This window comes from Deltaproteobacteria bacterium HGW-Deltaproteobacteria-18 (assembly GCA_002841885.1).
Classification (GTDB): domain Bacteria; phylum Desulfobacterota; class Desulfovibrionia; order Desulfovibrionales; family Desulfomicrobiaceae; genus Desulfomicrobium.
This window is the reverse complement of sequence record PHBE01000012.1, coordinates 1-18,694: the sequence shown is the minus strand read 5'-3', so window position 1 is coordinate 18,694 and position 18,694 is coordinate 1. Positions and strand designations below refer to the sequence as shown.

Sequence of the window (18,694 nt, the reverse complement as noted above, 5' to 3'; positions counted from 1 at the left end):
CATGAACATCCGCATTTCCGTCCGCACCAAACTGTTCCTGAGCCACGTCCTCATTGTCTTATTCATCGCCGGCACTGCGGGGACGTATTTCTACCTGAGCGCTGTGGAAAGCCTCATGGACGGGATCAGGGAACGTCTTCAGGCCAGCGCGGCCCTGATCAGCCAGACTCTTGACGCGGAGGCTTTGCGTCACATCCGTGCCGAGGAAAATACGGCCAGCCCCGAATATGTGGCCACCCTCGACCAGTTGCGCACCCTCAAACACATGAACTCTGACATCGCCTTCCTGTACGTGATGCGCCTTGAGGCGGAGAAAGTCTTCTTCGTCATTGATTCCGACGAAACCAATGCGCAGGCCTTGCCGGGCAAAAAGTACGATCAGGTTCTGCCGACCCTGCTGAGGGGCTTCACGTCCATGATCGTCGACGACGAGATCGCTTCCGACGAATGGGGCTCGTTTCTATCTGGCTACGCCCCGATCAAAAACGGCAGGGGGCAGTTTCTGGTCGGCATCGACATGCGCGCCGACAAGGTGCGTGAAAAATACCGCGCCCTGCGCATCTCCGGTGCTGTCGCGCTGATCGCGGCCGTTGTCCTGGCCTTTGTCCTGGCCCGAATCCTGGCCAACCGATTCATGATGCCCATACACGTCTCCATCTCCCGCTGTTCTTCCATCGCTGAAGGTCGCTACGACGAGCAGATCGACATCCAGACCAATGACGAACTCGACAGGCTCATCGAAGCTGTTAACAAGATGTCGAGCAGTCTGTCCCTGTCCCAGCGCACGACACAGGCGGCCGTCAAATCCTTGCGCAAGGCCAAGGAAGAGCTGGAGATCCGGGTTCGCCAGCGTACCGCCGATCTCTCGGAAGTTAACAGCAAGCTCAGCCAGGAAGTGGCCGAACGCCTTGTCGCGCAAAAGGCTTTACAGGAAGCCGCTACCATCGATCCCCTGACACGTCTCTTCAACCGCCGGGTCATCCAGGAACGGCTCGATCTCGAAGTGGCCCGCAACAGCAGGCAGAACACGCCCTTCACGCTGATCATCGTGGACCTGGATCACTTCAAAATGATCAACGACACTCATGGTCACGATGCCGGGGACAGTATCCTGGTGGAAACGGGGGTGCGCATGAAAGGCGTCATTCGTGGGCAGGACACGTTGGCCCGATGGGGCGGAGAGGAATTCATGATGCTTCTGCCGGATACCGACTCGGCGGGGGGACTGGAGGTCGCCGAGAAGGTCCGTGCGCGCATCGCCGACACGACTTACTATTTCGCGGGCAAGGAAATCCGGGTTACGGCGAGTTTCGGAGTGGCGCAGTATGGTGGAGACCTGGAAGGAGCGATCACGGCCGCTGACCAGGCTCTCTATCAGGCCAAGAATCATGGCCGGAACCGGGTTGCGCTGGCCGACTTGGAAAGTTGAATACATAGAGGGATACGATAGTTTTTTCTGGCAGTACGGACTGAAGTTGTCCGTTTTTACAAAGCGCCCGATCAGGCCGGTTTTCGACAGCATCGAAAACCGTATCCCTGACACGGGCGTATTTTTTTGTGCGAGGGCTTAAGGAGTATAGAGCGCCAGGACCTTGCGCACGAAATCCTGTGTTTCGCGGAAAGGTGGAATGCCGCCGTGGCGCTGCACGTTGCCCGGGCCTGCGTTGTAGGCCGCCAGGGCCAGCTCCAGGTTGCCGAAGGCGTCCAGCTGGCGGCGCAGGTACAGGCTGCCGGCCTCTACGTTGGCGCGGGGGTCGAAGGGGTCGGTCACCCCCAGGTGCGCCTGGGTGCCGGGCATGAGCTGCATGAGGCCCTGAGCCCCCTTGGGTGAGATGGCTAGGTGGTCGTTGTTGGACTCCACGCGGATGACGGCCCTGATGAGGTCCGGGTCCAGGCCCGAGACGCGGCTGCCGTGGCCGATGATCGGGTCCCATTCGGTCATGGTCGGCATGTGCGCTCGTCCTTGGGCTGATTCCGTGACGAGCAGGGGTGGGACCATGCGCGGCAGGGCCAGGAGATGGGCGTGATCCGACAGGGAATAGACGTCCATCTGCTCGATCATGTTCTCTGTTCCGCGAGCGGGGTCGGGGAGTGCCGTGGCTTCATCGTTATGCAGGGGCCGCACGACCTGGGGCATACGCTCGGAGACGCTCATTTCCTCCTGCAGGATGCCGGGCATGCTGCGCCTTGGCACGTCTGCGGACAGGGCCGGAGAGGCGAGCAGGGCGGCCCAGGTCAGAGCGGCGGCGGCGTGTCGGAGGGGACGCATCACTCGGGCTTGGCGAAGTAGATTTCGACGATGTTCGCGCCGTTGTGATATCTGTATTCATGGCGGGCGCTGACGGATTTCACCAGATGGACCCCCAGACCGCCGATGGGCCGGTGGTCCGCGTCAAGGTCGAGATCGGGCCTCGGTGCCTCGTCGAAGGGGTCGAAGGGCCGTCCCCAGTCCGTGACGCTGAAGAAGAGGTAGTCCCGGCCTTCCAGGCGTGCGGGGCGGCATTCCACCCGGGCCTCGCCTGGGCCGCCGTTGTAGGCGTAGGAGAAGACGTTGACCAGGAGCTCCTCGGCCGCAAGCCGTACATGGGGCGCGATGTCCCGGAAATCCGGCGGGATGCGGCTCTCCAGAAACTCGTTTACTGCGTCGAGTTCCTCAATGCGGGCGGGCACGGTCAGGGTGGCCATGTTTCTCCTCTCAGAGCTTGGCCAGGGCCGTTTCCGGAGTGTCGTAGATCGGCATCATGGCCGTGAATCCCGATATTTTGAATACTTCACTGACCATGGGCTGCAGATTGCAGAAGGCCACGGGGACCTTTTTTGCGCGGCTCCCCTTGAGCAGGGTCAGCACGCCGCGCAGGCCTGCGGAGCTCATGTATTCGATGCCGGCCAGGTCGACCAGGATCTTGACCGCTCCGGCATCAAGGCTCTCCTGGCAGGCGTTGACGAAAATGTTCGTGGTCGTCGCGTCCATGCTGCCGCTGGGTTTGATGACGACGATGTCCTGTGTCTGTGATACGTCGATATGCATGTCTTTCTCCGTTTATTGTGCGTAGCTCAGAAGCAGCCCCTGACTGACCTTCACCCACCCGTCAAGGGTTACGAAGAGAAGGAGCTTGAAGGGCAGGGAGATGGTCATGGGGGACACCATCATCATGCCCATGGCCAGCAGGATGTTCGAAATGATGAGATCTATGGCTACAAAAGGCAGGTAGAGCAGGAATCCTATCTGAAAGGCCTTGGTCAGTTCCGAGATGGTGAACGCCGGAATCAGGATGAACATGTTGTCGGGCGCGATGCGTTCGTGAAGATTCTGGGGCCAAATGCGTTTGGCCGTGCTCATGAAGGTCCGGACCACCGATTCGTTGGCATTGGCTGACAGGAATTTGCGCAGGGGCGGCGAGATGTGCTCCAGGATCTGACCGACTTCCGCGGGGGTCGGGTTCTCCTTGATGTCGGCGGTCTCAAGGAGCGCTGCCGTGTTCATGGCCATGGGCGCCATGATGAAGATGCTGAGAATGATGGCCAGGCCGTTCATGACCATGGTCGGCGGGACCTGCTGCACGCCCAGGGCGTTGCGCACCAGGGAGGTGACCACCACGATCTTGACGTAGGAGGTCACCATCATGAGCATGAACGGCGCCAAGCCAAGAGCTGCGATGCCGAAGATGAAGAAGAGTGGATTAACCCCGACCATCCTGTCCCCCCTTCCGGGCCAGCGAATCGACCTGCACGCCGAGCACGCCGTTGATGTCCACCAGGCGTCCCGTGCCGACAACGGTCCCGTTGATGCGTAGCGATACCGGCGAGAGCGGGTCGCAACCGAGGGTGAAGGTGTAGCCCGGCACAAGGGCCGCGAGGTCCGCGACCGTCATGGTGCGGCGTTCAAGTTCGAAGCAGAGCTCGACGTCGATGCCGCCGACATCCAGCCCTGCCTGATCTTCGGCGGGAGAAGTGGTTGCGGACGGATCTGTGGTGGTCATGGGGGGCTCCTGGAAATTCGTCACGGCTTTCACCACCGTGGCTTGGGTGTCGTTAACGGTGCACAGCACGCCGGTAGCACCGGCCGGGGGATTTGCCTGTCCGGTCGCGGGAGGGCACGGACGGAGCATGATCCTGCCCTGTGCGCCTGGGTAGTCGGGCGGCAGGAGGATGTCGCCTTGCTCCAGTGCGGAAAGCTCCCGGATGGAGATGTGCATGCTGCCCGCGTCCACGCACACCGCGATGGGCAGGTCGGGATGCTCTTCCGCGCCCTGGCCTGCGCCGCGGATCGGCAGCTCCGCAAGGCGATCGCAGAGGAACAGGGCGGACTGTCGGTCCGGTATGGCGACGCGCAAGGGCACGGGTGCATCGTCATGCCCGGCGTCGGAAAATTCAAGAATCAGGTGCACGAATGCGGCCGGATTATCGTCCTCGGTCTCGCCGGGTTCGAGCGTGGCTTCCCCCAGGGTGGCGGCGTTGCCCATGAGTCGTTGCAGGGGCTCAAGCAAGGTGCCAAGGATCAGGTCCAGCACGGCCAGGCGCACTGCCCCGGGCAGGTCTGTCCAGAGTGGAACTTCGGCGATGGCAGGATGGCGGCGTATGAAATCCGTGTCGCCCAGCTCCACGCGCCAGGCGCCCCCGGCGCAGTGCAGGCGTAGCGAGCCCATGGCCGTGAAGGGAAAGGGCGCAGGCACCGCCCGCAGCGTGGCGGGGCGATGGCCGACAACTACGGTCCAGGGCTGCTCGCGGGTTAGAAGCATGTTGTCCACGTGGGCCTGGAGCGGGTCCAGGTGTGGAGGAGCGTACACGGCGGACGTGTGTTCAGGCATGGTTGGTCCTGTCATCGGGATTCATCGGTTTCGGGGATCCAGCCCCTTGAACGGCGATTGCTGTCGTTGTCTTCCGCGCCGCTTTCGGAGGTGATATCGATGCGCACCGGACTGTCCAGACTTTCCAGCCTGGCCTTGAGGTCGTTTTGCGCCGCGACAAGGGTCTGGAAGGACGAGGCGTTGTCCGTAATCAGGACGACCTGCAGGGTACCGTCGGGGCCTTTGGTCATACGTATTTCCGTTCCGGGCAATACGTCGGGTCCGAGGCGTAGCCGCACTTCCTGTCCGCCGTCCGCGGTCTGGCCGACCAGGATGCGTTCCACCAGCTTCTCGGCCAGTTCGCTGGGCGGCATGGGCGCTTCGGGCCGGGCTGCACCGGGCGTAATCGACGTCATACGACCGCTGAACAGGTCATTCAGGGGCAAGGAAGGCATCTGTCCGGGGGCGTCGTCATCAAAGGCATCCCCGGGAGTGTCGCCAGGTCGGCCTTCGCGATTCTTTCCCTTCGTCTCCACCGAATCGTGGAAACGCTGCGCCGCGTCTTTGTCGGATCGCTCAGGTCGGCTTTCGTGATCCCTTCCCTTGGTCTCCATCGAATCCTGGAAACGTTGCACCGAGTCTTTGTCGGGTTGCTGCGGCCCGGGCTTTTCCTCTCCCGCGCCGGCTCTTTCGAGGCGTGCGGAGTCGACTTTCATGAAATCCGGCATATTCTTGTCCTTCCTGACCGGGATCAGGCGTCATCGCCCGTGCCGATGGGCAGGGGCCTGAATTCTTCGCTTTCCAGGTCTTCTTTCCGTTCGGCTTCCCGGCGGGTCATTTCATTCCATATGTTCTTGTGGGCCAGAATGCGGGCCGTGTCGCGACGGGCCTTGTTCAGGCCGTTCTTGGCGTCGGTCACTTCCTGGCGGGCCTTGACGAGGGCCTGCTCGGCCTTGGCCACATCCTCCTCGCGCAGGAGTTCTGCATCGCGCAGGCGACCGAGTCCGGCCTTGAAAGCCTCCAGGTCGTCGAGGCTCAAAAGTTGTCCCATTATGGCCTCGTAGCGCCTATCCTCTTCCTCTACGCGCCAGATGCGATAGCGCTCAAGCTCTTTTTCGCGTTCCCGCAGCGTGGCTTCGGTCTCGCGAGCCATCCGCTCGGCCTGTCGCAGCAGGTTCTGAGCGGCTTCTTCCCTGTACTGCCGCACCGAGAGCAGGGGGGCCAGGGGGTAGCGGGCCATGGTCAGGCCACGACCTTGTGCATGGCCTGCAGGGTCTCCTCGAAAGTGCTTTTCTCGGACAGCCCCTGCTTGAGGAACGTATTTACCGCATCGATTCGGCTCAAGGCCTCGTCGGCATCCCGGTCCGACCCCTTCTTGTATTCGCCTATCTGCACGAGCAGCTCGACCTCCGCGAATTTGGCCAGGATCTTGCGGAGTTTCTGGGCGGACTGCTGGTGTTCGCTGGAAATGATGGCGTTCATGACGCGGCTGACGCTGGCCTGAACGTCGATGGCCGGGTAATGGTTAGATGCGGCCAGCTTTCTGGACAGGACAATATGACCGTCAAGGATGGAGCGGGTCTCGTCGGCGATGGGCTCGGTCATGTCGTCGCCTTCAACCAGCACCGTGTACAGGGCCGTGATGGAGCCTTTGTCCGATGTGCCGGCACGTTCCATGAGTTTCGGCAGGGTCGAGAAGACCGATGGCGGGAAGCCGCGCCTGGTGGGCGGTTCGCCTGCGGCCAGGCCGATTTCGCGCTGGGCGCGGCCGAAGCGGGTCACGGAATCCATCAAGAGCAGCACGCTGCGGCTTTTGTCGCGGAAATATTCGGCGATGGCCGTGGCCGTGTAGGCGGCCTTGAGGCGCTCCATGGACGATCTGTCCGAAGTGGAGACCACCAGCACCGCCTTCTTGCGGCCTTCGGGCCCAAGGTCGTGTTCGATGAACTCGCGCACTTCGCGGCCGCGTTCGCCGATGAGGGCCAGCACGCAGACATCGGCGGAGCAGCCCTTGATGATACTGGAGAGCAGGGTGCTCTTGCCGCCGCCCGCTGCGGCGAAGATGCCCATGCGCTGTCCTTCGCCGCAGGTCAGCATCCCGTCCAGTACCCGTAGTCCCAGGGACATGGGGCGGTCGATGATGCGCCGCGACATCGGATTGGGCGGGTCGGCGTATACGGGGTAGCGGGTGCGAGGTTTCAGCGGCGGCCCGCCGTCGATGGGATTGCCCAGGCCGTCAAGCACGCGGCCCAGGAGGTCTTCGCCTACCGGAACCGAGTGGATTTCGCCGGTGGGAATGACCTCCGTGGCAGGGGAGATGCCCTGCAGATCTCCCAGGGGGGTCAGCAGGGCCACCTGTTTGACGAAGCCCACCACCTCGGCCTTGAGGGTCCAGCTGTCCCACGGGTTGCGAAGGATACACAGTTCGCCCACCTTGACCCCGGGCACCACGGCCCGGATGATGGTGCCGACGACCTGCTCCACTCGCCCCCGAACCTCTACGGAACTGGTGTTCTGGACCGTCTCCTCCAGGAGCGCGCCGATATATTCAAATGCCATTCCCGTTCTCCTTCCGTGCGGCCGAGGGCCGCGCGGATTATGCCGGCCCGCTGCGCGGATCAGGTGTTGATGCGGGCCTGAAGTGCATTCTCCAAGGCCCGCAGCTGGGTTTCGAGGCTGGCGTCCACCACGCCCAGTTCGCTTTCGAGGAGGCAGGCTCCACGATCGAGGCGCGCGTCGGGCACGATGTCCAGGAAACTGGTCCGACCAGGGGCGGACTGCAGCATGGCCGCCAGGGCCTTCTCCACGGCTGCGGCGTCGGCGGGGGCAACGCGCACGGTGACGTGCTGCTGGTTGCGCACGCCCGTCAGGGCCGTGCGCACGATGCGCACGATGCGGTCCGCATCGTCGAGTTCGCCGATGATCTTGCGGAGGGCTTGGCCGACGACGTCGACCAGGGTCGATTCGATGCCTTCGATGAACTCCACCGAGGACATGATCGTTTCGAGCATTTTCTCGGAATGTTCGAGCTTGCCCTCGGTCCGGCCGTCCTCGTAGCCCTGTTGGCGTTGCTGTTCGTAGACCTCTTCGGCCTCGCGCACGATGGCTTCCGCCCGCTCCCGCGCGGCGTCGATAATCTGTTGGGAGGAATGGAGGGTCGCGGCGTCTGCGGCCTTGAGTACCCGCAGGCCGGCCGGGGGCAGGACCGTGTCCTTGGTTAGTCGAAACATGGAGCCCATTGCGGCGCGACCTCCTTGAGCAGAATTTTTTTGAATCCAAACCATACGGCCCGTCTGGCTTCGGTCGGGAGAGTCTCATCCAGGTCCGTGTCCATGTTGTCCGGGGCGCCTGCGGCGGAGAACGTCGGGGCCAGTTCTGCGAACCGGGCGGCGCAGATGTCCAGCAGTTCCCGGGGCCAGACGGAACTGCACAGGGCCAGGGCCTGGCGTCCGTGCAGACGGATGCGCGCGGTCAGGCCGCCGTGTCCGTCGCCGAAGAGACCAGTCAGTGATCCTGCCTGGAATCTGCCGCGTTGCAAGGCATAGGCGTAGAGTTCCGGGCCTATTTCCCCTCGCGCGGTCAGGACGTCCTCGCTTGCGATGAGATGGGACAGTTCGTCGGCATGCAGGGCCACGCCGAACTGGAGCACGGCCCGAGCCAGGAGTTCCGGCGGCAGAAGGGCCAGACGACGCGATTCCTCCGCGAAGTCCCAGAATCGGTCCGGTCCGTCGGAAGTGCCTTGGTCGGCGAGACGGCGTCGAGCGCGTCCATTGGCCCACAGGGTCTCTGCGTCCAAGCCCTGAATCCGAAGCAGACCGGCGGGCACCTCGGTCGGCCGCAGGTCACCCTGCCCGTTGAATGCGAGCATGGAGCGAAAGAGCTGCGGCTTGTGCCGGATGATGTGGATAAAAAAGTCTTTGTGCATGCGTTGCCTTGTCGTCACGGGTCACTTGCGAAGGAGTCCGTCGAGCTGGTGTTGGGAACGCTGATCCGCTTGGATCGCGCCGGTTCACTCGGGCAGGGCGGCTTTTGGATCCTTCCGGCGCTGATTGCGACGGTACAGCTCGTACCCTGCCAAGAGGATGCCTCCGCTGACGCACAGGGCCGCGACCAGAAGGGCCAGGGCCTGGACAAACGGCGGACCGTCGGCGGGTCTGTACGGTATGCCCAGGAAGCGTTCCTGTGCGACCATGGGGACGCTCACGGATTCGCGCGCCGGAACCAGCATGATCGAGACGCGTTCGGGGTCGAGATTCGGAACGGCCTTGGCCGTGACCTCGCGCACCCGGGCCACGAGGTTGGTCACGGGGGAATCCGGCAGGTGACGCATGAATACGGCCGCCGACGGCAGGTTCTGGTGCTCGCCGGCCTGGGCGACTCCGGCCGGAACCACGTGCACTCTGGCAGTGAGCACGCCGTCGATGCGCGAGAAGGTGTCCGCGAGTTCCTGGGAGATGGCGTAGGCCAGGCGCACCTGTTCCTCGGCCGGAGAGGAGATCATGCCTTGCCCGGAGAAGATCTGCCCCATGTCCGTGAAGCTGCCGCGCGGCAGGTTGTTTTCCTGGAGGATCTCCAGGGCCTGGACGAGCTCTTTTTCATCGACGGTGATGGAGAAACCTTTCTTGCCCTCGGCCACCTTTTTGGCCTGGATGTCCCGCTTGAGCAGAACGGTCAGCATGGAGTTGGCTTGCTCCTCGCTCAGTTCCCGGTAGACTTCGACCTGGCAACCCGCCAGGACGAGACAGCACAATACCACGAGAATGGCCGGGATGAGCCGACTGGGCAGGGGGAAGCGGCCCCGGGGAGTTGAAACGTTGGGTGTGGGCACCGTGCAATCCTTGTGTTTGTTATCCCTTTTGTCTGAGGAGGCTTTCGAACCCCTGGGCCATTTTTTGCGAGGCTTTCATGCCACTCTCGGCGTGTACCTTGAGCATCCCGGCGAGATACTGCATGCGGAACAGGTCCTCGGCGCGCAGTTGGCCCGACTCGATGCGTCCCAGGATATTCTCCAGCTCCCGCAGCCCGTCCGAGGCCTCGACCCTGGACGAAGCATTCGGCTGGGAGCCTGCATCCGTTGCCGCAGCCTCTCGTGGAGCGAACCCATTCGATTCCGCCGTGCGTAAGCCCTCGGACTGGTCGGCGATTTTCTCCGGGGCCTCCGGAGCGTCCATGGCCTGGGGGCCGTTTGACACGGCCTCCGTCTGGAACTGGGTCTGCTCTGTCGGCTGCACGTCGATCTGGGGCAGCTCGTTTAACCCCGTAGCTTCGTCGGTCCCGGATGATCCTGGAGAAACGGGCTCGGGGCCGCGCTCCATGGCTTCCTCGAAGGCGCGTACAAGTTCCGGGTCCGGTTGCCCACTGGGACCGAAGTCCGAGCGCAGCTCCGCGCCGCTGGAGACTCCGGTTTTTTCCAGGGCGGCGAGCAGCCGACTCGCCAGGTTGGCAACGGACCCCAGTTCCATGGGTGTCTGCTACTGACGCGCGTGTTCGAGCAGGGTCGTCGCCAGTTCGGCCCTGGGACCGTCTTCCCTGGACAGGGGCTCCAGTACGTCCTCGGCGGCCTCGCGCTGTCCGGCAAGAGTAAGGCAAAGGCCGAGCATGGCGCGGGCTTCCTGGTCGGCAGGGTCGGCAGCCAGAACTTTCTCCCGCAGGAGTTCCTCGCCTTCGGCGAATTCGTTGAGGACGATGTGGCTCAAGGCCAGACCGATGTTGGCCGGGGCCATGTCCGGGTCCAGGGTCAGCAGGCCTTCGTAGATGGCCCGCGCCTCGACTACGAGGCCCTTGGAGCAGCCTGCATTGGCGATGTCGAGGAGGCGTTGTCTGTGTTCCGTGGAAAGCATGGGTATTCTCCCTAGCCCGCGCGCTGGGCGAGGCTTTTGAGCATGTCGTTCATGCTCTTGGTGACGGTGGAGAGGGATTCGAGCATGGCGTTGTACTGGCCAAGTTCGAAATTGAGCATGGCCATCTGCTCGGGGCTGGCAGACTCACTGTTCTGCAGCTCCTTCATTTTCTGCTCGATGTTCGCGCCGCGCTTGCTTACGGCTTCCATGCTCTTGTCGAAGAGATTGCCCAGGTTCAGTCCGGGGGTTCCTGAAATAGCCATATGTACCTTCCTTGCCCGCCGGAGCGGCAGGCTGCGTTTTTCAGATCAGGATGAGAGCTTGTTCAGGATGCTCTCCGCGGCCTGGATCATGGCGCGCGATGTCCGGGCCGTGGTCATTTCATCCGGTGCCAGACCCCGGTCCATGTTCCTACGGATGTCCATGTCCATGTTCAGAAGGTCTTCCCGGATGGGCCTTAGGCCCGCACCCGATGGATCGTTCTCCAGTATGTCCAGGACCGAGACAAAAGCTTCATTCATTGGTGCCTCGCAGTCTGTAAATGGTTACAACCCCGTCTTTGCGGAGCCTTAGTTCCTTGTCGTCGATGCTTTCCAGGGTGTGCCCCGTGGGCAGCAATCCGCCCTCGAAAACCCGTTCACCCGTGTGTACGGAGATAAAGCGCATGGGTGAGAGGGTCACGCCTGTCACCTGTAGTCCCTCGATGCTCGCTTCGGTAGGTTCTGTCGCCATGGGGCTCGGGGCAGCCATGGGCATGGCCGATGTCGTGTTCGCGGGAGTTGCAGCCCTGGTCAGTGTGACCTGCGTCGCGGCAACGATTCTGAAAGGCACCGGAACGCCAAGGGCTTGTTGCGTCTCGGACATGACCGACTCCAGCACGCTGCGTTGGGCTTCGGAAAAAGTCCCTGAGAAGATGACCATCCCGGGGTGGTAGTCGGTCGAGACGAAGTCCATGCCCGCGCGGGCCAGCAGGGGGCGCAGGGCTTCGTCCACTGCGTCGGCATGGATGATGTCCCGCACCAGCAGGGGACGCATGTTGGCCGGGAAATCCTCCTGCGCCGCGACGAAGGCGGCTTCCTCCACCTGACTGCTGCGCATGTAGCCGCGTACCTGGTAGCCATTGCTTTCCTCGGTCTTCAAGATCTCCGGGAACAGTCCTTGGCTGTTGAAGGCGAAGGCGATGGCCCCGATCCGGTCCGCACGCACGTGGACATCGAGTTGAACAGGTGACTGCAGACTTTGGGCCAGTCGGAGCAAGCGGGCCCGTTCGTGGTCGTCCGCCACTTCCCCGCGTACCTCCAGGATCTCTCCGTCGCGTTGGACCGAGAGGCTAGTGAACCCGCTTTCATTCAGAATTTCAGTGAGTTCTTGCTGGCTGACGCCGGTCGGCCGGGTAGAAAATTCGTAGGATACGGCCAGGGAGCCAAGGCAGAGCAGGACCACAAGGGCGCGTATGATCTTGCCTGTGGTCCGGTTTCGGGGTCGGGGCGGCGTCGTGGCGGAGTCAACGGCGTCGGCGTTTGCCAATTCTGTTGGCGCCTGAACCGTTCCGGCTTCGACGGCCGATGTGTCGGGCGCCAAAGGGGCCGTTGCCTGTCGGTCGGTGCTGTCTGCGGGTTTCGCGAGGCGGGCGATGAGGTCCTGCCATGCTTCAGCCGTGTCTTCGGCCGGCAGCCAGGCCAGCATGGTCGAGCCCAGCAGGCACGGTGAACCGGGATTCCAGGGTGTGCCGTCGGCAGCGGCCGGGCTCTGGTCGATCAGTACGGTGTCGTCCACGGGCCGGATGTTGGCCTTCGGCGAGTCGTCCTGAACGGGGATGATCCGCACCAGGGCGTGTCGCGGCGACACCAAGCCCTCACTCAGGATGATGTCGCAGGAATCGTCACTGCCGACCAGGTGTTCCCCGGGCGGCAGGATGATTTCCGCGCCCATGTGGGGGCCGGAAAAGATTCGCAGGCGGATGGAGCCGGCCGGGGTCATGGCTGGGTGCCTCCCGCCGGCCGGGCTTCGGGTTTGAACGGCGCCGCGAGAGCCTCGTCGGTCGGGGCGGCGTGCGCACAACCGCTACGCTTGGGCGGTGCCGGGCGCTCTGAATAGTCCGCCTGGGTCGGGCTCTGGCGCATGGCCGGATCATCCAGTCGTGGCGGGATGGCGGGCATGTCCTGCAGATTGATGACCCTCGGGGTTATGAGGATGAGCCGTTCCATGCGTTTGCTGCTTTTCGACGTGGTCTTGAACAGATTTCCTACGCCCGGGATGTCCTTGAGGATGGGGATGCCGCTTTCGGAGCTGCCCTTCTGCTCGTAGTAGTAGCCGCCGATGAGCAGACTCTGTCCGGCCCCGACGATGGCCTGGGTGTTGATCTTGGTCTGTTTGATGGGCGGGATGGTTGTGGTGGACGTGGCTTCGCTGTTGTTGTTCTGATCGTCCTGGACGTTCACGGCCAGTTTGATGGTGCGCCGTCCGTCCTGCTCCGTGATGATATGCGGGGTGACGCGCAGCACAGTGCCCGCTTCGACCTTGAACAGGTCCGACGCTTCGTTGCCCTGAATGGGGATGTAGTAGGTGGTGGTGTTCTCCAGGGTGGCCTGCACGTTGTCCACGGTGAGGACGGACGGGCGGCCGAGCATGCGCGCCTCGCCCTCTTCTTCCAGGGCCTGGATGCGGGCCAGGAAGTAGTCGGAGCCCATGGTGTAGATGGTGGACAGGGTCAGTCCGGCACCGGCCGGAGAGCCGATGGCGGGCAGCGGGGAAAACGCGTCATCACTTGACGAGAGCTCGCCGCCGAAGCCCCAACCTTTGCTGGAGCCGTCCGCGGCCTGGTAGTTGATGCCGAGGTCGCGCTTGAAGTCTGTATCGATGTCCACGATGGCCGCGTGGATTTCGACGAGCTCCACGGGTTTGTCCAGGTCTTCGATGACCTTGGCGTAGTAGGGCATGCGGTATTCGGCGTCGTGGATCAAGACGGCGTTGACCCTGGGGTCGGCCATGATGTTGGCGCCTGGGCCGGTCGCCTCGGGCTGCGCGGCCTGCTCCTGCTGCTCTGGTTCCCGGCCCTGGGCGGCCAGCCCTGTGCCCGAGAGTGTGTCCAGCGTTGCTTTTTGCTGGGTCACCCGCGTGGCCGAGACGGGCGTTCCGTTCAGCATGGCCCGCAGGATGCTTGCGATGCCGGGTATGGTCACGGTCTTGTCCATGCTGTTCACGGTGATGTCTTCGGCCCAGGCGTACTTGAGCGGGAAGACGCGCATGACAACGGTCCCGGTCTGGGCCTCCTCGAAGGCCGTCACTGCACTCATGACTTGGTTGATGTATTCCGGCGGACCGGAAACGACGATCATGTTCCCGTCCGGTGCCAGGACCGGGTGGAGCTGCGGTGAGAATACGGCCGACTGCTGGAGCATGGAATAGAGTTTTTCGGCCGTCAGCGCCCTGGGGGTGATGAAGGCGCGGGTCATCTCCGCGTCGTTGAAGAAATGGAGAGTGCTGCCGATGCGATACCAGGACACGCCGAAGGCGGCGCGCATGCCCTGCAAAAATTTGTCCGCGGGCACGTCGGAGAAACGGCCGCTGATCTTGCCGGTCACCCCGGCGGACAGGGACGCCCCAAGTCCTTGCGAGCGGGCGAAGTGCATGAGCACCGTGGCGAGTTCCTGCTGGTCCGCGTAGTAGCTGAAGGGCTTGGAGAAACCGCTCCCGGACGCCACGGGGGGCGGGGCTACCGAGAGTACGGCGAGCGTCGACGCGGTCGTAGGCTGCTTTTTCACTGCCGGGGCCGTGTACATGTCCACGACCACCCGGTCGGGACCTGTCAGGGTGAAGATGCGGTGGCGGCCCATGGCCATGAGGTCAAGGACCACCTCCACGCCCGAGTCCGGGGTGGCGGTGGCCTGTATGGACGAGACGATGCCGTCGCCGACGGCGAGCTCGGGCTTGACATCTTTGGCCATGCCGACGCCGCGCAGGGTGATCCGAAGCCGCCGTGTTCCGGCTTTTTCCTCCAGGGACTGCGTGAAGTCCGCCGGTGCGCTGACATCCAGAACCACGCGCGTGTGCCCGGGTTCGGAACGGTGCCGGATGCCGTTGAGCGTTGGATCGCCGGGGGCGGCCGGGACCGGGACCGCCGTCAGGACGGCCAGGGCGAGGACCAGGAGGATTGCCGCGCGGCGCAGGAAGCGTGAAGGTGTATGAATGGTCATGCCCATCAGCGTCCCGGAGACCAGGAGCCGCCGAATCCGGACAGGCTGAAGGGAGATGGTGCGGCGGATTGTCCGGGTTTCGCTCCGGTCTGGACCTGCCACCACGCGAGGTCGTTCAGGAAGTTCCGGGCCTCATCGGAGGCTACGCGGGCCAGCATGTCCGGCGAAAGCCCGTCGAGCCTGACGGCACGGTGCAACTGCAGGCGACCGGCGTCGAGGGAGAGGATGGATTTTCGCTTTCGGGAGGCGGCCACCGCGCGCTGCGCGCAGGTTTTCAGCAACGCATCGGCCTCAGCTTCCGTGTCCGGCAGGGTGGCCAGGGTGGAGCGGAAGATGCCGGTGCGCCCGTCGGGCGAGAAAAAGTCCATCTCGAGGTCTCCTTCCAGGCGGAAGCGGAACACGCCGTCGTCGTTCGGCCGGGCCGGTTGCCAGCCTGCAGCCGAGGTGATGGCGTCGGCGGCCTGTTGGGGCAAGGTCATGTGAACTCCTTGTAGAACGTGAAACTCTTGGGCCAAGGCCCTCATTTTGTCAAACAAGTTTGCCCGTGTGTCGCGTTTTTGAAATAGGCCCGGACCTGTCGGACGTCGGGCCCTCCTCGGCGCGCCGGGATGGGTCCCGGTCGCGCCAGCGGGCTTTTACCCGAGAATTTTGGTCCGGGTCTGGTTGGTGTTCTGCTGGATGGAGTCCATGGTCGAGAGCATCTTTCCGATCAGTTCCCTGAGGCTGTCCTCCATGCTCTTGAGGGCGTCGGTCTGGGCCCTGGCCCGTTCGATGGTGGCGTCCATGAGCTTGATGTCGGAGTCGTAAAAGCTGCCAACTGCCTGGCTGATGCTGCCCACCATGCCGGTCACGCCGCTTGCACCAGCGTTGAAGCTCTGTACCCGCGTATTGAGCAGCATGTCAGCGTGCCCTTTGGCCGCCGTATCCGTAATTTTGGCATTCGCGGAAACACCGCTGGACATCATTTTGAAGGCCATGGCTCCCTGGGCGATGCTCAGCGCTCCCGAAACGATGCCCATGCACAGCTGGAAGACGGCCTTGCTGCGCATCTCCTGAGCCTGATCCTTGATCGTGTCGATGATGAGCTCCGTCTGCAAGGCTCGCTGCTCGGCGCTTTTGCGGCGTTGTTCGGAGGCCACGTCTCCGATCAGGGCCAGGTAGTTGGCGCTGAAAGACGGCAGCCCGTCCAGCCCGTTGTCCCACAGTTTGCCGGTGCCGATGGGGGGAGGCAGGGTTGGCAGGGACGTGCTGACCGCACTCAGGGCCTGTTCAAAGGTTTTTCCGGAATTGACCGCGGCCAGCAGGGCCTGGTCGACCTGGGCACTGGAGACATAATCCGACTTGGCCGTTTCCAGGAGCTGGTTGTATTGGGCGGCATCGAATCCGCTGATCTGATTGACATTCGTGATTGTCATGTTTCTACCTCGTGGCCTGTTTGAAACGGGTTGGCGTGGGGGCTCCGGCAGGCCGGGCCCGTCCGGCTAGGCCATGGCCGGAGTGGTCGTCAAAATTGCGGCCTGCGTCTCGGCGCATCCCTTTATGATTTCCGTGACCTTGGCCATGAGATCGTTGGCGCGCTCCATCTCGTTTTCCACCAGCGCCCTGTCCATTTCAATGGACTCTCTGAGCCGTTCGAGAATGGCTTCCAGTTCCTTGGTGGTGATCTTGGTCTGGGCCACGTTGTAATCAACGACCGCACTGGCGACGGTCGTTGCGCCCTGGGCCACGCCCAGGCCGGCCGAGGTGAAGTTCAGGATCTTCTGCGCGGTCAAGATAACGCTGAGGGCCTTCTGGGCGGCCTGGGTACTGACTTGGGCGGTCTGGGCGCCTGCCTTGGCAACCTCGGCACCGACCTTGACGGCATCGGCACCGACCTTGGCGGCGCTGGAGGACGTGCCGGCCAGCCCCGCTCCAAGACTCACGCCGATGGCCACCACCATGATGGCCATCTGCATGCCGAAGGCGAACCACTTGGCGGTCTCGTCGTCCATGCCCATGGCCTTGCCGAGCTTCTCGAACCCCGCCATCAAGCTGACCTTGCCATCCGTGGCCGTGGACACGAGGGTGTCGACGGTCATGGCCATGCCGATGCAACCGGCCGCGATCAGCAGCGGGTTGCCGGTCATGGCTCCGGCGACGATGGTCGCTGCGGAGGCAATGGCGCCGACGATCATGCCAATGATCTTGAAGGCTTTCAGAAATCCGTTCAGCACAGCCTTCTTCTTCATTTCCTCAAGCTGTTTGGCGAGTTGTTCCAGCTGCTTGTCGTTGACTTCTTTTTGCTGCTGGGCCTTGAGCTCCAGGCTGTTGACGCCGTCCTTGCACGCCTGTCTGCGGGATTCGTTTCCGATGGCGCTCATCAGAGCGTCCAGCGACATGCTGCCCACCGGGGTGGACAGCACCGGGAGCCCGAGCTGTTCCAGCGCATTGTTCAGGGTCATGTCGCCGATAGCCGGGGGGATGGTCGTCCCTCCGACCTGCCGGGTTCCGGTCAACTCCTGCGAGGCGGTGGACGCGTCTATGTTTCCGGTCTGAAAACGATTGATGGTAAGGTCGCTGCTCATGACTGTACCCTTACGCCTTGCTTTCCAGCATCTTGAGAAGCTCTTTGGCCTTGTCTCTGCACTGGGCATGGGCCGCATTCGACTCTTCGCCCATGGTGAGCAGTCCTTTCAGGGCACCCACGGCATTCTCCTTGTCACCCATCTTGATGTAGCAGTTGGCCGCATAGAGGAAGGGAGACGGGTCTGAAAGCCCGCCGGCCACCCCGGCCATGGAGTATGCGTCCACGGCTCCCTGCAGGTTTTCGTTGGCCTGACGGCAGCCTGCCAGGCCCATCCAGAAGCGGACATCCGAGTGTTTGTAAAGGCACAGGGACTGAAAGATGATCTCTGCGTCGCTGAAGTTGCCCGAGGTGTAGAGGTTGTAGCCCAGGGAATAGAGCCCTTCAAGGACTTCCGCGTTCATGTTGGCCACATCGCTGATGCTGGCGCCATTCTGCATCGCCTTGACGATGGCCTGGATTTCTTGATCGTCGAGGGAAGACTGTGTGGTATTCATGGATGTCTCTTTGGCCCGGTTGGCAGTCGGCGTGAGCGCGGATCTGCGGACGGGCCGTGTTTTTGGTTGGAATACGTCACTCTTGGAGGCGACGCCCTACTGTCCGCGAGCGATATTGGTCAGTACCTGGTAGGAAGGAATTGTGCTGTCCGATGAAGTCCTGCAGGTAGACCATGAGGGTCTGGGTCTTGCTGCCGATCTGTTCCTGGTAGTTGGTCAGGGATTTGAGGTTGAAGTCCCATTCATCCTTGTTGTGTTTGGTGTCGTTACCTTTCGTGTCATAGGACAGGCCGCGGTCGTCGAAGAATTTTTTCATATCGGCAGGCATGGTCGTGGCCTTATCGTCCGTCTTGGCCGTATTCTGCAGGGCCCGGGCCTTTTCGATCATACTCGCGCAGGCCTTCTGCTCAGCCTGGATGTCCTGAATCTGTGCCATATAATCGTTGGCCTGATTCTTACATATTTGGGACTGGGCCATCTGCAGTTTGGCGAACATCATCTGGATGCCGCCGGCCGGGCCGAGGTCGATATCGGACATGATCTGGGAAAGACTCTGGGATCCGGAAATTGGTGTTGTCATGGTTATGTCCTCTACGGTTGCGTGCTTGGTGCGTTTGTGTGTGCCGGATCGCGAATACCCGATTGCGGCGTGTTTATTCCGTGCTCGAGACTATCCCGGCGATCCTATTGCCCGCGGGCGATGTTGGTCAGCACCTGGTTGGCGTTGCTGATGGCCGTGTTCGCGCCCTGCAGGAAGGAATTGTGCTGTCCGATGAAGTCCTGCAGGTAGACCATGAGGGTCTGGGTCTTG

24 protein-coding genes are annotated in these 18,694 nt (G+C 62.6%); 1 reads left to right on the top strand and 23 read right to left on the bottom strand.

Annotation, left to right across the window (positions count from 1 at the left end; all coding sequences use genetic code 11):
• The first annotated feature begins 1 nt into the window (after nt 1).
• A complete protein-coding gene (locus tag CVU60_11980; GenBank protein ID PKN41159.1) occupies nt 2–1,429 on the top strand; it encodes a hypothetical protein in 1,428 nt (475 codons plus the stop codon).
• Nucleotides 1,430–1,567: 138 nt separating this feature from the next.
• Here the strand turns inward: CVU60_11980 and CVU60_11975 are convergent, their stop codons facing one another.
• From CVU60_11975 to CVU60_11865, 23 genes are all read right to left on the bottom strand, one after another.
• Nucleotides 1,568–2,155 (bottom strand): transglycosylase, encoded by a 588-nt coding sequence (locus CVU60_11975; protein ID PKN41264.1) that lies wholly within the window; start codon nt 2,153–2,155, stop codon nt 1,568–1,570.
• 113 nt (nt 2,156–2,268) lie between these two features.
• Nucleotides 2,269–2,685, bottom strand: coding sequence for an ATP-binding protein (locus CVU60_11970; protein ID PKN41158.1), 417 nt, complete (start codon nt 2,683–2,685; stop codon nt 2,269–2,271).
• 10 nt (nt 2,686–2,695) lie between these two features.
• The gene (locus tag CVU60_11965) at nt 2,696–3,028 is read right to left on the bottom strand and encodes an anti-sigma factor antagonist (GenBank protein ID PKN41157.1); all 333 of its coding nucleotides are present in this window, start codon (nt 3,026–3,028) and stop codon (nt 2,696–2,698) included.
• Between the two features lie 12 nt (nt 3,029–3,040).
• A complete protein-coding gene (locus tag CVU60_11960) occupies nt 3,041–3,694 on the bottom strand; it encodes an EscR/YscR/HrcR family type III secretion system export apparatus protein (protein ID PKN41156.1) in 654 nt (217 codons plus the stop codon).
• Nucleotides 3,681–4,823 (bottom strand): YscQ/HrcQ family type III secretion apparatus protein, encoded by a 1,143-nt coding sequence (locus CVU60_11955; protein PKN41155.1) that lies wholly within the window; start codon nt 4,821–4,823, stop codon nt 3,681–3,683. Before CVU60_11955 ends, CVU60_11960 begins: the two co-directional genes overlap by 14 nt.
• Nucleotides 4,820–5,515, bottom strand: coding sequence for a type III secretion protein (locus CVU60_11950; GenBank protein ID PKN41154.1), 696 nt, complete (start codon nt 5,513–5,515; stop codon nt 4,820–4,822). The genes CVU60_11955 and CVU60_11950 overlap by 4 nt, the downstream gene beginning before the upstream one ends.
• A gap of 23 nt (nt 5,516–5,538) precedes the next feature.
• Complete coding sequence (locus tag CVU60_11945) at nt 5,539–6,027, bottom strand: type III secretion protein (GenBank protein PKN41153.1); 489 nt, start codon at nt 6,025–6,027, stop codon at nt 5,539–5,541.
• A gap of 2 nt (nt 6,028–6,029) precedes the next feature.
• Nucleotides 6,030–7,346 (bottom strand): EscN/YscN/HrcN family type III secretion system ATPase, encoded by a 1,317-nt coding sequence (locus tag CVU60_11940; GenBank protein PKN41152.1) that lies wholly within the window; start codon nt 7,344–7,346, stop codon nt 6,030–6,032.
• Nucleotides 7,347–7,405: 59 nt separating this feature from the next.
• Entirely contained in the window at nt 7,406–8,026 is a 621-nt protein-coding gene (locus CVU60_11935) for an HrpE/YscL family type III secretion apparatus protein (GenBank protein ID PKN41151.1), read from the bottom strand.
• The gene (locus tag CVU60_11930; protein ID PKN41150.1) at nt 8,005–8,712 is read right to left on the bottom strand and encodes a hypothetical protein; all 708 of its coding nucleotides are present in this window, start codon (nt 8,710–8,712) and stop codon (nt 8,005–8,007) included. Before CVU60_11930 ends, CVU60_11935 begins: the two co-directional genes overlap by 22 nt.
• A gap of 84 nt (nt 8,713–8,796) precedes the next feature.
• Nucleotides 8,797–9,573 carry an EscJ/YscJ/HrcJ family type III secretion inner membrane ring protein gene (locus CVU60_11925; protein ID PKN41263.1) on the bottom strand — a complete coding sequence of 259 codons (777 nt, stop codon included), beginning with the start codon at nt 9,571–9,573 and terminating at the stop codon, nt 8,797–8,799.
• Nucleotides 9,574–9,634: 61 nt separating this feature from the next.
• Entirely contained in the window at nt 9,635–10,249 is a 615-nt protein-coding gene (locus tag CVU60_11920) for a hypothetical protein (protein ID PKN41149.1), read from the bottom strand.
• A gap of 9 nt (nt 10,250–10,258) precedes the next feature.
• Entirely contained in the window at nt 10,259–10,627 is a 369-nt protein-coding gene (locus CVU60_11915) for a hypothetical protein (GenBank protein ID PKN41148.1), read from the bottom strand.
• 11 nt (nt 10,628–10,638) lie between these two features.
• The gene (locus CVU60_11910; GenBank protein PKN41147.1) at nt 10,639–10,890 is read right to left on the bottom strand and encodes a type III secretion protein; all 252 of its coding nucleotides are present in this window, start codon (nt 10,888–10,890) and stop codon (nt 10,639–10,641) included.
• A gap of 45 nt (nt 10,891–10,935) precedes the next feature.
• Entirely contained in the window at nt 10,936–11,148 is a 213-nt protein-coding gene (locus CVU60_11905; protein ID PKN41146.1) for a hypothetical protein, read from the bottom strand.
• Nucleotides 11,141–12,607, bottom strand: a complete 1,467-nt coding sequence (locus CVU60_11900) for an EscD/YscD/HrpQ family type III secretion system inner membrane ring protein (GenBank protein PKN41145.1) — start codon at nt 12,605–12,607, stop codon at nt 11,141–11,143. The genes CVU60_11905 and CVU60_11900 overlap by 8 nt, the downstream gene beginning before the upstream one ends.
• Complete coding sequence (locus CVU60_11895; GenBank protein PKN41262.1) at nt 12,604–14,409, bottom strand: EscC/YscC/HrcC family type III secretion system outer membrane ring protein; 1,806 nt, start codon at nt 14,407–14,409, stop codon at nt 12,604–12,606. The genes CVU60_11900 and CVU60_11895 overlap by 4 nt, the downstream gene beginning before the upstream one ends.
• A 419-nt stretch (nt 14,410–14,828) precedes the next feature.
• Nucleotides 14,829–15,302: a hypothetical protein gene (locus CVU60_11890; protein PKN41144.1), complete on the bottom strand. Its 474-nt coding sequence runs from the start codon at nt 15,300–15,302 to the stop codon at nt 14,829–14,831.
• Between the two features lie 156 nt (nt 15,303–15,458).
• Complete coding sequence (locus CVU60_11885; GenBank protein ID PKN41143.1) at nt 15,459–16,238, bottom strand: type III secretion system protein; 780 nt, start codon at nt 16,236–16,238, stop codon at nt 15,459–15,461.
• 66 nt (nt 16,239–16,304) lie between these two features.
• On the bottom strand, nt 16,305–17,264 hold the full coding sequence (locus tag CVU60_11880) for a type III secretion system protein (GenBank protein ID PKN41261.1): 960 nt from the start codon (nt 17,262–17,264) through the stop codon (nt 16,305–16,307).
• Nucleotides 17,265–17,397: 133 nt separating this feature from the next.
• Nucleotides 17,398–17,883, bottom strand: a complete 486-nt coding sequence (locus tag CVU60_11875; GenBank protein ID PKN41142.1) for a CesD/SycD/LcrH family type III secretion system chaperone — start codon at nt 17,881–17,883, stop codon at nt 17,398–17,400.
• Between the two features lie 76 nt (nt 17,884–17,959).
• Nucleotides 17,960–18,463, bottom strand: coding sequence for a hypothetical protein (locus CVU60_11870; protein ID PKN41141.1), 504 nt, complete (start codon nt 18,461–18,463; stop codon nt 17,960–17,962).
• Between the two features lie 104 nt (nt 18,464–18,567).
• Nucleotides 18,568–18,694, bottom strand: a 127-nt coding sequence (locus tag CVU60_11865; protein ID PKN41140.1) for a USH1C-binding protein 1, incomplete at its 5' end; no start/stop codon positions are given.

What these genes read in the sequence shown, in the direction of transcription:
- CVU60_11930 (PKN41150.1), bottom strand. Translation starts at nt 8,712, where the DNA reads ATGCACAAAGACTTTTTTATCCACATCATCCGGCACAAGCCGCAGCTC.
- CVU60_11965 (PKN41157.1), bottom strand. Translation starts at nt 3,028, where the DNA reads ATGCATATCGACGTATCACAGACACAGGACATCGTCGTCATCAAACCC.
- CVU60_11975 (PKN41264.1), bottom strand. Translation starts at nt 2,155, where the DNA reads ATGAGCGTCTCCGAGCGTATGCCCCAGGTCGTGCGGCCCCTGCATAAC.
- CVU60_11910 (PKN41147.1), bottom strand. Translation starts at nt 10,890, where the DNA reads ATGGCTATTTCAGGAACCCCCGGACTGAACCTGGGCAATCTCTTCGAC.
- CVU60_11955 (PKN41155.1), bottom strand. Translation starts at nt 4,823, where the DNA reads ATGACAGGACCAACCATGCCTGAACACACGTCCGCCGTGTACGCTCCT.
- CVU60_11895 (PKN41262.1), bottom strand. Translation starts at nt 14,409, where the DNA reads ATGTACACGGCCCCGGCAGTGAAAAAGCAGCCTACGACCGCGTCGACG.
- CVU60_11915 (PKN41148.1), bottom strand. Translation starts at nt 10,627, where the DNA reads ATGCTTTCCACGGAACACAGACAACGCCTCCTCGACATCGCCAATGCA.
- CVU60_11900 (PKN41145.1), bottom strand. Translation starts at nt 12,607, where the DNA reads ATGACCCCGGCCGGCTCCATCCGCCTGCGAATCTTTTCCGGCCCCCAC.
- CVU60_11880 (PKN41261.1), bottom strand. Translation starts at nt 17,264, where the DNA reads ATGACCCTGAACAATGCGCTGGAACAGCTCGGGCTCCCGGTGCTGTCC.
- CVU60_11980 (PKN41159.1), top strand. Translation starts at nt 2, where the DNA reads ATGAACATCCGCATTTCCGTCCGCACCAAACTGTTCCTGAGCCACGTC.
- CVU60_11905 (PKN41146.1), bottom strand. Translation starts at nt 11,148, where the DNA reads ATGAATGAAGCTTTTGTCTCGGTCCTGGACATACTGGAGAACGATCCA.
- CVU60_11970 (PKN41158.1), bottom strand. Translation starts at nt 2,685, where the DNA reads ATGGCCACCCTGACCGTGCCCGCCCGCATTGAGGAACTCGACGCAGTA.
- CVU60_11940 (PKN41152.1), bottom strand. Translation starts at nt 7,346, where the DNA reads ATGGCATTTGAATATATCGGCGCGCTCCTGGAGGAGACGGTCCAGAAC.
- CVU60_11870 (PKN41141.1), bottom strand. Translation starts at nt 18,463, where the DNA reads ATGACAACACCAATTTCCGGATCCCAGAGTCTTTCCCAGATCATGTCC.
- CVU60_11960 (PKN41156.1), bottom strand. Translation starts at nt 3,694, where the DNA reads ATGGTCGGGGTTAATCCACTCTTCTTCATCTTCGGCATCGCAGCTCTT.
- CVU60_11950 (PKN41154.1), bottom strand. Translation starts at nt 5,515, where the DNA reads ATGCCGGATTTCATGAAAGTCGACTCCGCACGCCTCGAAAGAGCCGGC.
- CVU60_11885 (PKN41143.1), bottom strand. Translation starts at nt 16,238, where the DNA reads ATGACAATCACGAATGTCAATCAGATCAGCGGATTCGATGCCGCCCAA.
- CVU60_11890 (PKN41144.1), bottom strand. Translation starts at nt 15,302, where the DNA reads ATGACCTTGCCCCAACAGGCCGCCGACGCCATCACCTCGGCTGCAGGC.
- CVU60_11935 (PKN41151.1), bottom strand. Translation starts at nt 8,026, where the DNA reads ATGGGCTCCATGTTTCGACTAACCAAGGACACGGTCCTGCCCCCGGCC.
- CVU60_11920 (PKN41149.1), bottom strand. Translation starts at nt 10,249, where the DNA reads ATGGAACTGGGGTCCGTTGCCAACCTGGCGAGTCGGCTGCTCGCCGCC.
- CVU60_11875 (PKN41142.1), bottom strand. Translation starts at nt 17,883, where the DNA reads ATGAATACCACACAGTCTTCCCTCGACGATCAAGAAATCCAGGCCATC.
- CVU60_11945 (PKN41153.1), bottom strand. Translation starts at nt 6,027, where the DNA reads ATGGCCCGCTACCCCCTGGCCCCCCTGCTCTCGGTGCGGCAGTACAGG.